Source organism: Streptomyces sp. NPDC021212 (genome assembly GCF_044332925.1).
GTDB lineage: Bacteria > Actinomycetota > Actinomycetes > Streptomycetales > Streptomycetaceae > Streptomyces.
Genome location: NZ_JBIRPZ010000032.1, coordinates 19,853 through 33,646 on the forward strand (window position 1 = coordinate 19,853; position 13,794 = coordinate 33,646).

Sequence of the window (13,794 nt, forward strand, 5' to 3'; positions counted from 1 at the left end):
CATCAACCCGATCGTCACGGCCGTCTGGATTCATCGGAAGGCGGGGAAGGTCAGCGGACACTGTCGTCGAGGGGGGCGTTCAGTTCGCCGTCGAGCACCTGGAACAGCTCCTCGTCGGTGGCCGACTCCAGATCGTCCGCGGCCGAATCCGGGTCGCCCTCGGTTCCGCCGTCGACCCTGCGCAGCAACTCCCGCAGCCGCTCCGAGATCCGCGTCCGCTGCTCCGGGGCGTCGGACACCGTGCCCAGGGCCGCGCCGATGGCGTCCAGATCGGCGAGGATGGAGCCGGCTCGGGCCGCCACGGCCGGGGCCAGCAACTCGTCCAGGAGCCGGACGACCGCGGTGGGCGTGGGGTGGTCGAAGACCAGAGTGGCGGGCAGCCGCAGCCCGGTGGCGGTACTGAGCCGGTTCCGCAGCTCGACGGCGGTCAGCGAGTCGAAGCCGAGTTCCCGGAAGTTCTGCGCGGGGTGGATGGAGTCCGCCGCGTCATGGCCCAGCACGGTCGCGGTATGGCCGCGCACCATCTTGAGGAGTGCTTGCCGCCGGTCCTCCTCGGAGAGCCCCGCGAGCGCCCGCGCCGGATCCTCGGCGGACACCCCGGCTTTGGCAGCCGCCTGGGGAGCGCCACCGCGCACGAGGGTACGGAAGAGGGCCGGTGGTTCGCTGTCCCGGGCCTGACGGCGCATGGCGGCCAGGTCCAGGCGGATGGGCGCCAGCGTGGGCAGGCCACTGGCGAGGGCGATGTCGAGCAGCGCGAGCCCCTGCTCGGTCTCCAGCCCCACGATGCCCGCCCGCGCCAGCCGGGCCCGGTCGGCGTCGGACATGTCCCCGGTCATCCCGGTCGCCTGCTCCCAGTACCCCCAGGCCAGGGACGTCGCGGACAGGCCCTGGGCGTGGCGGTGCTGGGCCAGGGCGTCCAGGAAGGCGTTGGCGGCCGCGTAGTTGCCCTGCCCCGCGGCACCGAGGAGACCGGCGGCGGCGGAGAACAGCACGAACGCCGAAAGCCCCAGGTCCCGGGTCAGCTCGTGCAGATTCCACGCCGCGTCGGCCTTCGCCCGCAGGACGTGGTCCACCTGAGCGGGTGTCAGCGCCTCGACCGTGGCGTCGCGCAGCAACCCGGCTGCATGGACCACCGCGGTGAGCCGATGACGCTCGGGAAGGGACTCCAACAGCGTGGCGAGGGCCGCGCGATCCGCGGTGTCACACCCGGCGACAGCGACCTGCGCGCCCAGTTCGGTCAGCTCCGCCGCCAGCTCGGGGGCGCCCGGCGCGTCCAGGCCCCGGCGGCTGACCAGCAGCAGCCTCCGTACGCCGTGCCGCGCCACCAGATGGCGGGCGGTGGCGGCGCCCAGGGTGCCGGTGCCACCGGTGATCAGGACGGTGCCCTCCGGATCGAGGGCCTGGGGAATCGTCAGGACGATCTTGCCGATATGGCGTGCCTGGCTGAAGTGGCGAAACGCCTCGGGAGCCCGGCGGATGTCCCACACCGTGGTGGGCAGGGGGCGCAGCGTTCCGTCCTCGAACAGCACCGACAGCTCGGCCAGCATCTGCTGGATACGGTCCGGACCGGCGCCGCTGACGAGGTCGAAGGCGCGGTAGAGGACCCCGGCGTGCTCGGCGCCGACCCGGTCGGGGTCACGGATGTCGGTCCTGGCCATGTCGATGAAGCGACCGCCGGGCGCCAGCAGCCGCAGCGACGCGTCCACGAAGTCACCCGCCAGCGCATTGAGCACCACATCCACGGACCCGGCGGCCTCCCGGACCTTGTCCTCGAAGTCCAGCGCGCGGGAGGAGGCGATGTGGCGGTCGTCGAAGCCACGGGCCCGCAGCGCATGCCACTTGCCGGGGCTCGCGGTGGCGTACACCTCGGCCCCCCAGCGCCGGGCCAGCTGCACGGCCGCCAGACCGACCCCGCCCGTGGCCGCGTGCAGCAGCAGCTTCTCCCCCGAGCGTAGCCCCGCGAGATCGGCCAGCCCGTAGTACGCGGTGAGAAAGGCCGAAGGGATGGTTGCCGCCTGCGCGTACGACCAGCCGTCCGGCATCCGCGCGATGAGCCTGCTGTCGGTGATGACCAGCGGCCCGGTGCCGTTGAACAGGCCCATCACCCGGTCGCCCACGGCGAACCCGACGGTGTCCGGGCCCACTTCGACCACCACCCCCGCGCCGTCGCCACCGAGCGGTCGGGGGTCCTCCACCATGCCCAGCGCCACCACGACGTCATGGAAGTTCACCCCGCCCGCGTACAGCGCCACCCGCACCTCGCCGGGGCCCAGCGGGCGCGTGTTGTCCGGGCAGTCGACCAGGGCGAGATGGTCCAGGCTGCCGTGCCCGGTGAGCCCCAGCCGCCAGGCCGCCGGGCCATCGGGCGGGGTGAGCCGCTTGGCGGCGTCGTCATGGACGAGCCGCGCCACGTACGCCTCGCCGGCGCGCAACGCGATCTGCGGCTCGCCCGAGGCGACCGCGCCCGTCACCGCCCGAGCCGAAAGGTCATGCTCATCCAGGTCGAGCAGCAGCAGACGGCCGGGGTTCTCCGACTGGGCGCTGCGCACCAGACCCCAGGCGGCGGAGGCGGGCAGGTCATGGATGTCGTCATGGCCGTGGGTGGCGACCGCGTGCCGGGTGACGACGGCCAGCCGGGATCCGGTCAGCTCGGGGGCGGCGAGGAAGCCCTGGAGCAGCGAGAGCACATCCGTGCCGATGCGGTGCGTGTGCTCGACCGGGTCGGCGTCAGGGGGAGTGGTGACGGTGGCGAACACGATGTCGGGCGCCGGTGCGCCATCCGCCGTGGCCGCCCGGACGGCGTCGAGGCCGGGATGACACGCGGCATCGGGCAGGGCGGCGGCCAGCGCTTCCATGCCGGGCTGGAGGACGACCGTACGGAGCGCAGGCCCTCCGTCAGGCAGGGGCATCGGCGCCCAGCCGAGTTGGAACAGCGCGTTGCGGCCGGCGGAACGGGCCCGGCCGAGCCGGGCATCTTCCGGCACCGGCCGCAGGATCAGATCGTCCACGGTCACCACCGGTGCGCCGACCGGATCGCAGACCCGCAACGCTAACCGGTCCGGCGCGGTGGGGGTGATGCGCACCCGCAGGGCATCGGCGCCGGTGGCGCACAGCCGCAGACTGGTCCAGGCGAAGGGGAGCCGAACCCGCTGCGCCTCCTCGGAATCGGGGGCGACACCGAAGGCGCGGGCGTGCAGGGCGGCGTCGAGAAGGGCCGGGTGGATGCCGTACCCGGTGGCGGAGGCGCGTTCGCTCTCGGGCAGCGCCACCTCGGCGTAGATGTGCTCGTCCAGCCGCCAGGCGGCGGTGAGGCCCTGGAACGACGGGCCGTAGGCATAGCCGTGGTCGGCGAGCCGGGCGTAGAAGTCCCCTACGGGCAATGGAGTGGCCCCCGGTGGCGGCCACGCGCCGTCGAGCGGAAGGGGCGCGGCTGCGGGTGAGGGGGCGAGCGCACCGGTGGCGTGCCGCGTCCACGTCGTGTCACCGCTCTCGGCGGCGGGACGGGAATGGATGGTGAAGGAGCGCTCGCCGCCGTGGCCGGGGGCGCCGACGACGACCTGGACATCGACCGCCTCGCCGTCCGGTACGACCAGCGGTGCGGCCAGGGTCAGCTCGGACACCTGGTCACAGCCGGTCCGGGCGGCGGCGTGCAGGGCGAGTTCGGCGAAGGCGGTCCCGGGCAGCAGCACGGTGTCCAGCACCCGGTGGTCACTCAGCCAGGGGTGGGTCTGCGGGGACAGCCGTCCGGTCAGCAGATGGGTGCCGCCCTCGGCCACTTCCACGGCGGCGCCGAGCAGCGGATGCCCGGCGGACACCAGGCCCAGTTCGGCCGGATCGCCGCTGGGCCCGCCCCGGCGGTCGAGCCAGTAGCGTTCGCGCTGGAAGGCGTACGTCGGCAGGTCGACGAGGCGGAGGACCGGGTCGGTGGGGAACCGGCGGGACCAGTCCACCTCGATCCCCGCCGTGAAGGCTTGGGCGGCCGCGCGGACCAGCTGGGCGTGGCCACCGTGGTCGCGGCGCAGGGTGGGTACGGTGGCGGCCTGGACTCCGGCTTCCTCGAAGGTTTCCTGCATGCCGACGGTGAGTACGGGGTGGGTGCTGGCCTCGATGAACACGCGGTGGCCGTCGTCCAGCAGGGCCCGTACGGCGTCGGCGAACCGCACCCGTTCGCGCAGGTTCGTCACCCAGTACGCGGTGTCCAGACCGTTCGTGTCGATCCTGCCGCCGGTGACGGTGGAGTAGAACGACGCCTCCGCCTGGGCCGGTTCGATACCGGTCAGGAGGTCGGTCAGTTCGTCGGTGATCTGGTCGATCTGGGGGCCGTGTGAGGCGTAGTCGACGTCGATCAGCCGGGCCCGGCCACCCGCTTCCTGGCATGCGGCTACCACGTGGGTGACCTGGTCGGGTGGTCCGGATACGACGACGGATCCGGGCCCGTTGACGGCGGCCACGCCGACGCCTGACGCCTGTTGGCCCAGCCCGGTCAGGAGTGCTTCGGCCTGGTCCTGGCCCATTCCGAGGGATGCCATGGCGCCGCCGCCTGCGAGTTTGCGTAGTGCGTGGCTGCGGAGTGCCACGATTCTGGCGCCTTCGTCGAGTGAGAGTGCGCCGGCGACGACGGCTGCGGCGATTTCTCCCTGGCTGTGGCCGATGACGGCGGCCGGGGTGACGCCGTAGTGGTCCCATACGGCGGCCAGTGACACCATGACGGCCCACAGGACGGGTTGTACGACGTCGACGCGGCCGAGGTCGGCGGCGCCGGGAGCACCGCGCAGGACATCGGTGAGGGACCAGTCCACGTACGGGGACAGGGCCTGTTCGCATTCGGCCACGCGGGCGGCGAACACCGGTGAGCTGTCCAACAGCGCGGCGCCCATTCCGGCCCACTGCGAACCCTGCCCCGGAAACACCAGCACCGGGCCCGCCCCAGAGGCAGCGGTGGCCTGGGCGGACATCGCACCGGCCGACTCCACCACAGCGGGGTGCGACTCCCCGGCGGCCAGGGCCGTGAGCCCCGACATCAGTTCGTCGCGGTCCTCGCCCACGACCACCGCGCGGTGGTCGAATACCGATCGGGTACGGATCAGCGACCAGCTCACCTCGGCGGGCGATACGTCCTCATCGGCGGCCACCCGCTCGGCCAGTGCCCGCGCCTGACCTCGTAACGCCTGAGCGCTCCGCGCCGACACCACCCACGGCACCACACCGATGCTGCCGCCGGGACCCGGTAGCGCCGTGGGGTGTTCCGCCTCTTCGGGGGCCTGCTCCAGGATCAGATGGGCGTTCGTCCCCGAGATGCCGAACGCGGACACCCCGGCCCTGCGCGGCCGTTCTCCCCGGGGCCAGCCGACCGGCTCGGTCAGCAGCCGTACGTCACCCGAGGTCCAGTCCGCGTGGGGCGTCGGTGCGTCGATGTGCAGCGAGACGGGCAGCAGCTGATGCCGCATCGCCATCACCATCTTGATGACACTGGCCGCACCCGCGGCGGCCTGCGTGTGGCCCAGGTTCGACTTGATGGAGCCCAGCCACAACGGCCGGTCCTCCGCCCTTCCCTGCCCGTACGTGGCCAGCAGCGCCTGGGCCTCGATCGGGTCGCCGAGCGTCGTACCGGTGCCATGGCCCTCCACCGCGTCCACCTCGGCGGTGGACAGGCGGGCGTTGGCGAGTGCCTGGCGGATGACCCTTTGCTGCGAGGGCCCGTTCGGCGCTGTCAGCCCGTTGCTGGCCCCGTCCTGGTTGACCGCCGAACCACGGATCACCGCGAGCACCCGGTGGTTACGGCGCCGCGCCTCACCGAGCCGCTCCAGTACGACGAGCCCGGCGCCCTCGCCCCACCCGGTGCCGTCGGCCGCGGCGGCGAAGGGCTTGCACCGGCCGTCGGGGGCCATACCGCGCTGCCGGGAGAACTCGATGAACGCCCCAGGAGTGGCCATCACCGCAACGCCACCGGCCAGCGCCAGATCGCATTCGCCATGGCGCAGCGCCTGACAGGCCAGATGGATGGCGACCAGCGACGACGAACACGCGGTGTCCACCGTGACCGCCGGTCCTTCGAGGCCCAGCGAGTACGCCACCCGGCCCGACAGCACACTGCCGAGGTTGCCGGCTCCGACGTAACCCTCCACCTCGCTGGTGATGTTCCCGATGACCGACAGATAGTCGTGGGAACCGATCCCGGCGAACACACCGGTGTTGCTGCCGCTCAAGGTGTCGCGACGGAACCCCGCCCGTTCGAAGGCCTCCCACGCCGTTTCGAGGAGCAGCCGCTGCTGGGGGTCCATGGCCAGCGCCTCACGCGGGCTGATGTCGAAGAACGCCGCGTCGAATTCGGTCGCGTCGTAGCAGAATCCGCCCTGGTCCACGTAGGACGTGCCGTACTGCTCGGGATCCGGATCGAAGAGTTCGCCGAGCCCCCAGCCCCGGTCGGTCGGAAACGCGGAGATGGCGTCGCCGCCCCGCGCCACCAGTTGCCAAAGATCCTCGGGTGACCGCACCCCGCCGGGATAGCGGCATGCCATTCCCACGAGGGCGATCGGCTCCGGCTCGACGGAATCGACCTCGCGCAGACGCTGGCGGGTCTCCCGCAATTCGGCCGTGACCCACTTGAGGTGATCGAGAAGCTTCTCTTCGTTGGACATCTGGCGCAAGCTCCTTGGCGCGGCGCGGAGGGTGGAGGTCATCGGGCTCACGACTTTCCGAACTCATCGGAAATGAGGTCGAAAATGTCTTCCGCTGTTGCTGTCTCAAGCTCGCTGTGAGCCGTGGAACGGCCCGCTTCGCGTTCCGTATCGCTCCACTTGGCCAGCAGTAGTTGCAGCCGGCCGGTGATCCGGCGACGGGCCGCCTCGTCCACCGCGGACGGCTCCGACACCGAATCCCACTTGTCGAGGTCCGACAGCAACCGCCCCTCGGAGGTCACATCCGTGTCGACAAGTCGCTCGCGCAGGAAGTCCGCGAGTTCTTTGGGCGTGGGGTGATCGAAGATGAGAGTGGGTGGAAGATCGATACCGGTGGCGGCGGTGAGCCGGTTACCGAATTCGACGGCGGTGAGGGAATCGAACCCCAGCTCCTGGAATGGCTGGGTGGCGGGGACGGCGTCCGTGGTGGGGTGGCCGAGGATTGCGGCCGCGTGCGTCCGCAGGTGATGGAGGAGAAGTTGATGCTGTTGGGCGGGTGTGCCGCACGCCAGTTGTTGCTGGAGCGAGCTGACAGTCGCCGTCGAATCCGGGGCGTCGGCGCCGGACGACGGGATGGGCATGAGGCGGGTGAGGAGGGGACTCGGCCGTTGCGCCGTAAAACTGGCCGGGAACTTCTGCCAGTCGATGTCGGCGACGGTGACGGTGATGTCGTCATGGTCGAGGGAGTGTTGAAGGGAAGCGATGGCGAGGTCCGGGTCGAGCGGATTCATCCCGCGCCGGTGGTAATAGTCGATGACGGCCTCGTCGGAGGCCATGCCCGCGTCGCCCCAGGGCGCCCAGGCGATGCTGGTGGCGGGGAGTCCTTGACGGTGTCGGTGTTCGGCGAGGGCGTCGAGGTAGGTGTTGGCGGCGGCGTAGGCGGCCTGTCGGCTGCCGCCCCAGGATGCGGCGCCGGAGGAGAAGAGGACAAAGGCGCTGAGGTCGTGGTCCTTGGTCAGTTCATGGAGATGCGTGGCGGCGAGCGCCTTGGGCTGAAGGACCTCGTTGATGTGCGGGAGGTCGATCTCCGCGAGTGATGTGTTCTCCGCGATACCGGCGGCGTGGATGACGGCAGTGAGGGGGTGTTCGGTGGGGATGGTTTCGATGAGGTGGTGGAGGGCGGTGCGGTCGGAGACGTCGCAGGCGGTGATGGTGACGGTGGTGCCGAGGTCGGTGAGTTCTTGTGCGAGGTCGGCGGCGCCCGGGGCGTCTGGTCCGGTGCGGCTGGTGAGGTGGAGGTGGGGTGCGCCGTTGCGGGCGAGCCAGCGTGCGATGTGTGCGCTGAGCCCGCCGGTACCACCGGTGATGAGCGTGGTACCGGTCGGCTGCCAGGGGGCCGCCGGCGCGTCGGTGGCGGGCGCATGCTCAAGACGGCGGCCCAGGACGGTCGAACGGATCGCCACCTGATCCTCGGGCTGCCCGGGCATGAGCATCCCCGCGATCCGGCCGGGAGTGCGGACATCGATGGTGTCGGGCAGGTCGATCAAACCACCCCAGAGCCGGGGGTACTCCAGTGCGGCAACCCGGCCGAACCCCCAGGTCTGTGCCTGATGGGGATGGGGGAGCGCATCGGAGGAGGTGGCCGCCACGGCACCTTGGGTGAGGCACCACAGGGCGGTGGGCCACCCGAGTTCATCGAGGGCCGGGACCAGGGCCATGGTGGCGGCCAGTCCGGTGGGAACGGCCGGGTGATCCGGGTGGGTGGTCTCGTCGAGGGCGAGGAGGCTCAGTACGCCGACGGGTGCGGTACGTACGCCGTCGGGACCGGCGAGCTGCTGGGCGAGGACCTCGCGATGAACAGCAACGGTGTTGATGGTGAGCGTTTCCCGCGTCGCGCCGTGGGCATCGAGCGCCTGGGCGGCGGCCTGGACGGCCGGGTGCTCGGCCAGGCCGGATGGCACAAGGAGCAGCCAGGTGCCGGTGAGGGCAGGAGTTGCTGCCGCGTCGGGCAGGTGGGCCCAGGCGATCCGGTAGCGCCACGAGTCGATGGTGGAGTGCTCCCGGTGCCGTCGCCGCCAGGCCGAGAGAAGGGGGAGGGCGGGCAGCAGGGCATCGATGCCGGGGCCGTCCTCCCCCAGTTGGAGCGTGCTGGTGAGGGCGTCCACATCCTGCGCTTCGATGGCGCCCCACAGCTGCGCCTCGGTCGCGTCATGCTGCGCGCCGCGGCCGTCGTGACGGCGAGTGGGCGGGGCGAGCCAGAAGCGTTGGTGTTGGAAGGCGTAGGTGGGGAGTTCGACGGTGCGTGGGGCTGGGCCGGCGGGGAACCAGGGCGCCCAGTCGACTGTGGTCCCGGCGGTGTGGAGTCGTGCCAAGGCGTTGGCGAAGGCGTGGACGTCGGGTTGTTTGCGGGTGAGGGTGGCCGTGACCAGGGGGCTGGGCTGGTCGGTGTCGGTGGTGGCGTGGCTGAGTGTGTGTTGTGTTGCGGTGGCCAGGACCGGATCTGGTCCCAATTCCAGGAAGGTGGATGTTTCGGGTGCGGTGTGGGTGATGGCGGGGTGGAAGTGGACGGGTTGGCGGATGTGCTGGGCCCAGTAGTCGGGGGTGGCGATCTGTTCGTCGGCGGGGTGTCCGGTGAGGTTGCTGATGAGGGGGAGGGTGGGTTGGTGATAGGTCAGGCCGGTGATGGCTTGGGTGAAGGGTTCGAGGATGGGGTCCATCTGTGGGGAGTGGAAGGCATGGCTGACTGCCAGGGTCTTCGTCTTGCGGCCCTTGGCGGCCCAGGTCGCGCTGATCCGGGCCACCGGTTCTGCGGGCCCTGAGACGACGGTGTTGATGGGGGTGTTGAGGGCGGCGATGGTGACCTGTCCGTCGTGCTCGGCGAGGTCTTCGGCGAGCTCGTCGGGGGTGGCGGCGATGGTGGCCATGGCGCCGCCGCCCGGGAGTCGGCCCATGAGGGTGGCGCGGGCGGCGACGAGTCGGCAGGCGTCGGGGAGGTCGAAGACGCCGGCCACATGGGCGGCGGCGACCTCGCCGATGGAGTGGCCGATGACGGCGTCTGGGGTGATGCCGGTGGAGGCGAGGAGTCGGGCGAGGGCGATGTGGAGGGCGAAGAGTCCGGCTTGGGTGTAGGTGGTGTGGTCCAGCAGCCGCGCCTGCTCGGGGTCCTGGCCGAAGACGACGGGCCGGAGCGGGTGTTCCAGGTGGGGGTCCAGGAGTGTGCACACTTCGTCGAAGGCTTCGGCGAAGACGGGGAACCGGTCGTACAGTGCCGCGCCCATGCCGGGGCGCTGGCTGCCCTGACCGCTGAACAGGAACACCGTCTGACCCGAGCCGCTTACACGACCTCTGGGGTGTACCACGGCAGGGTGCGGTGCACCGGTGGCCAGCGCTTGCAATCCCGCCGCCAGTTCTTCGCGGCTTTCCCCGACGATGACGGCCCGGTGGTCGAAGTGCGAGCGGGTCTTGAGCAGTGACCAGCCCACCTCGACCGGCGATACGTCGTCCTCAGCGCAGACGCGCTCGGCCAGGACCGCGGCCTGGCCCCGAAGGGCCTCTGGGCTCTGTGCGGACACCAGCCACGGCACGACACCGCCGACGGTGGGAACCGGCGCTACCTGATGGGGAGCTTGCTCCAGGATCAGATGGGCGTTCGTGCCGCTGATGCCGAAGGATGAGACACCTGCCCGGCGTGGCTGCTCGCCCTGCGGCCATGGGATGGGCTCGGTGAGCAGCCGTACGTCACCCGCGCTCCAGTCCACGTTCGGACTGGGCTCGTCGATGTGCAGCGAGCTGGGCAGGAGCCCGTGCCGCATCGCCATCACCATCTTGATGACACCGGCCACCCCCGCGGCGGCCTGGGTGTGGCCGATGTTGGACTTGATGGAGCCGAGCCACAGCGGCCGGCTCTCCGGCCGGTCCTGTCCGTACGTGGCCAGCAGTGCCTGGGCCTCGATGGGGTCGCCGAGGGTGGTCCCGGTGCCGTGGGCCTCGACCGCGTCCACCTCGGACGGTGTCAGCCGTGCGTTGGCGAGCGCCTGGCGGATCACTCGCTGCTGCGAGGGCCCGTTCGGCGCCGTCAGGCCGTTGCTGGTGCCGTCCTGGTTGACTGCCGAGCCCCGTACGAGCGCCAGCACGCGGTGGCCGTTGCGCCGGGCGTCCGACAGCCGCTCCAGCAGGACGAGACCCACGCCCTCGCCCCACACCATGCCGTCGGCGGCCGCGGCGAACGGCTTGCACCGGGCATCGGGGGCGAGACCGCGCTGGCGGGAGAATTCGATGAACGCGCCCGGGGTGGCCATCACCGTCACCCCGCCGGCCAGGGCGAGGGTGCATTCGCCCTGCCGTAGCGCCTGAGCCGCCAGATGCATCGCGACCAGCGACGACGAGCACGCCGTGTCGACCGTCACCGCGGGCCCTTCCAGACCGAACGAGTACGCCACCCGACCGGACACCACGCTGCCGATGTTTCCCGTGGCGACGTAGCCCTCGACATCGCTTGCCGTATCGCCGGTGAGCGACAGATAGTCCTGGGAGGTCACTCCGGCGAAGACGCCGGTGTTGCTGCCGCTGAGCGCGTCACGGTCGAGTCCCGCGTTTTCGAAGGTCTCCCAGGCGGTTTCGAGGAGCAGCCGCTGTTGGGGGTCCATGGCGAGCGCTTCACGCGGGCTGATCCCGAAGAACGCCGCGTCGAACGCGGGCGCGTCGTGCAGAAAGCCACCCTCGCGGACGTAACTCGTACCCGAGTGGTCAGGGTCGGGGTGGAAGAGCGTGTTCAGGTCCCAGTGCCGGTCGGTCGGCATTTCCGTGATGGCGTCGCGGTGGGCGACGACCAGCTCCCACAGATCCTTCGGGTTGCGCGCGCCACCGGGATAGCGGCAGGCCATTCCGACGATCGCGATGGGCTCGTCGAGCGCGGCCGCGGTCGACGCATGGGCGGTGACAGCTGTCTGCAGCCCCGTGATGTCGGCACACAGATGGGTCGCCAGGGTGTGCGGTGTGGGGTGGTCGAAGATGAGTGAGGGCGGAAGATCGATTCCTGTGAGAGTGGCGAGCTGGTTACGGAGTTCGACGGCGGTGAGGGAGTCGAACCCCAGCTCCTGGAACGGCTGGGCGGGGGGAATGGCATCGGGCCCGGCGTGGCCCAGGATTGCGGCCGCCAGGGACTGGATCTGGTGGAGGAGCAGCTGATGCTGCTGGGCGGGGGTGCTGGAGTCGAGCTGCTGGCGCAGCGGTGTGACAAGCGACGGGGCGGGGACATGATCCGCCGGGTGTGTGGCGAGCTCGATCAGGTCGGAGAGCAACGGACTCGGCCGTTGTGCCGTGAAGGTGGCGGGGAACTTCTCCCAGTCGATGTCCGCGATGGTGACGGTGGTGTCGCGGTGATTGAGCGCGTGGTGGAGCGCAGCAACCGCGACATCGGGGCTGAGCGGGGCCAGCCCCCGCCGTCCGTAGAAGGCGAGCGCCGTCTCGTCGGCGGCCATGCCCGCGTCGCTCCAGGGTCCCCAGGCGATGCTGGTGGCGGGGAGTCCTTGACGGTGTCGGTGTTCGGCGAGGGCGTCGAGGTAGGTGTTGGCGGCGGCGTAGGCGGCCTGTCGGCTGCCGCCCCAGGAGGCGGCGCCGGAGGAGAAGAGGACAAAGGCGCTGAGGTCGAGATCTTTTGTGAGGTCGTGCAGATGCGCGGCGCCCAGGGCTTTGGGCTCCAGCACATGCTGGAGGCGCTCCGGCTGGAGATCGGCGATCAGCTCGGTGTCGGAGGCGCCGGCGGCGTGGATGACGGTGGTGAGGGGGTGTTCGGTGGGGATGGTTTCGATGAGGTGGTGGAGGGCGGTGCGGTCGGAGACGTCGCAGGCGGTGATGGTGACGGTGGTGCCGAGGTCGGTGAGTTCTTGTGCGAGGTCGGCGGCGCCCGGGGCGTCTGGTCCGGTGCGGCTGGTGAGGTGGAGGTGGGGTGCGCCGTTGCGGGCGAGCCAGCGTGCGATGTGTGCGCTGAGCCCGCCGGTACCGCCGGTGATGAGCGTCGTACCGGTCGGCTGCCACGGAACACGGCTCGTGGAGGGCTGGGGAGCGCGACGGAGGCGGTGGGCGTACGCGCCGGTGGCGCGGATCGCGGCCTGGTCCTCGGGCTGCCCGGGCGCGAGAAGCGCCGCGAGGCGGTCGGCGGTGCCGTGATCGATGACGGTGGGGAGGTCGATCAGACCACCCCAGCGACGGGCGTGTTCCAGCGCGGCCGCGCGGCCGAATCCCCAGGTCTGCGCCTGGCGCGGGCTGGGGAGCGGGTCGGCGGGATGGATGGCGACAGCACCCTGGGTGAGGCACCACAGGGGCGCGGCCACCTCGGCGTCACCGAGGGCCTGGACCAGGGCGGTGGTGGCGACGAGCCCGGAGGGAACCGCGGCGTAGGCGGGATGCGGCTCCTGGGCGAGCGCGAGCAGGCTCACGATCCCCGTCGGCTCGCTGTCGACGGCGAACCGGGTGAGGTCTTCAGCCAGATCACCGCGATGGACGTGACCGGCCTCGAGCGTGTGGGGGAGGGGAGTGGCGCCGTGCGTGGTGAGGGCCTGTTCGACGGTTGCCACGGCGGGGTGGTCGGCGTGTTCAGCCGGAATGAGCAATAGCCAGGTGCCGGAGAGCGCGGCGGGTGTGGCGGGCGCGGGAAGTTGCTTCCAAGTGGTCCGGTACCGCCACGAGTCGATGACCGCTTGCTCGCGATGTTGCCGTCGCCAGGCCGACAGAGTCGGCAGCACGGCGCCCAGCATGGGCTGCTGATCGGCAGGGGAGTCAAGGGTCGCGGCGAGGGATTCCAGGTCCTCGCGCTCCACGGCTTCCCAGAACACCCGGTCCGCTTGCGCGGTCTCGGTGACGGCCGTGGCCGTCTCGGAGGAGGCGAGCCAGAAGTGCTGGCGTTGGAAGGCGTAGGTGGGGAGTTCGATGGTGCGTGGCGTCGGGACGGCGGGATACCAGGGGGCCCAGTCGACTGTGGTCCCGGCGGTGTGGAGTCGTGCCAGGGTGTGTGTAAACGCCTGGGTTTCGGGTTGTTTGCGGGTGAGGGTTGCTGTGAGGAGAGGGGTTGGATGCTGGTTGTGGTGGAGGGTGTGTTGGGTTGCGGTGGTGAGGGTGGGGTCGGGGCCGAGTTCGAGGTAGGTCCGGGTGTGGGGTGCGGTGTGGGTGATGGCGGGGT

General features: G+C 71.0%; 2 protein-coding genes. Both read right to left on the minus strand.

The annotated features are described in order from the left end of the window. Positions 1–50: 50 nt before the first annotated feature. Positions 51–6,638, minus strand: a complete 6,588-nt coding sequence (locus ACH4SI_RS41850; protein WP_398306265.1) for an SDR family NAD(P)-dependent oxidoreductase — start codon at positions 6,636–6,638, stop codon at positions 51–53. Positions 6,639–6,685: 47 nt separating this feature from the next. After that, a partial coding sequence (locus ACH4SI_RS41855) for a type I polyketide synthase (RefSeq protein WP_398306268.1) occupies positions 6,686–13,794 on the minus strand: 7,109 nt, incomplete at its 5' end.

Excerpts from the sequence above, each read along its gene's own strand:
- ACH4SI_RS41850 (WP_398306265.1), bottom strand. The coding sequence starts at position 6,638 with ATGTCCAACGAAGAGAAGCTTCTCGATCACCTCAAGTGGGTCACGGCC.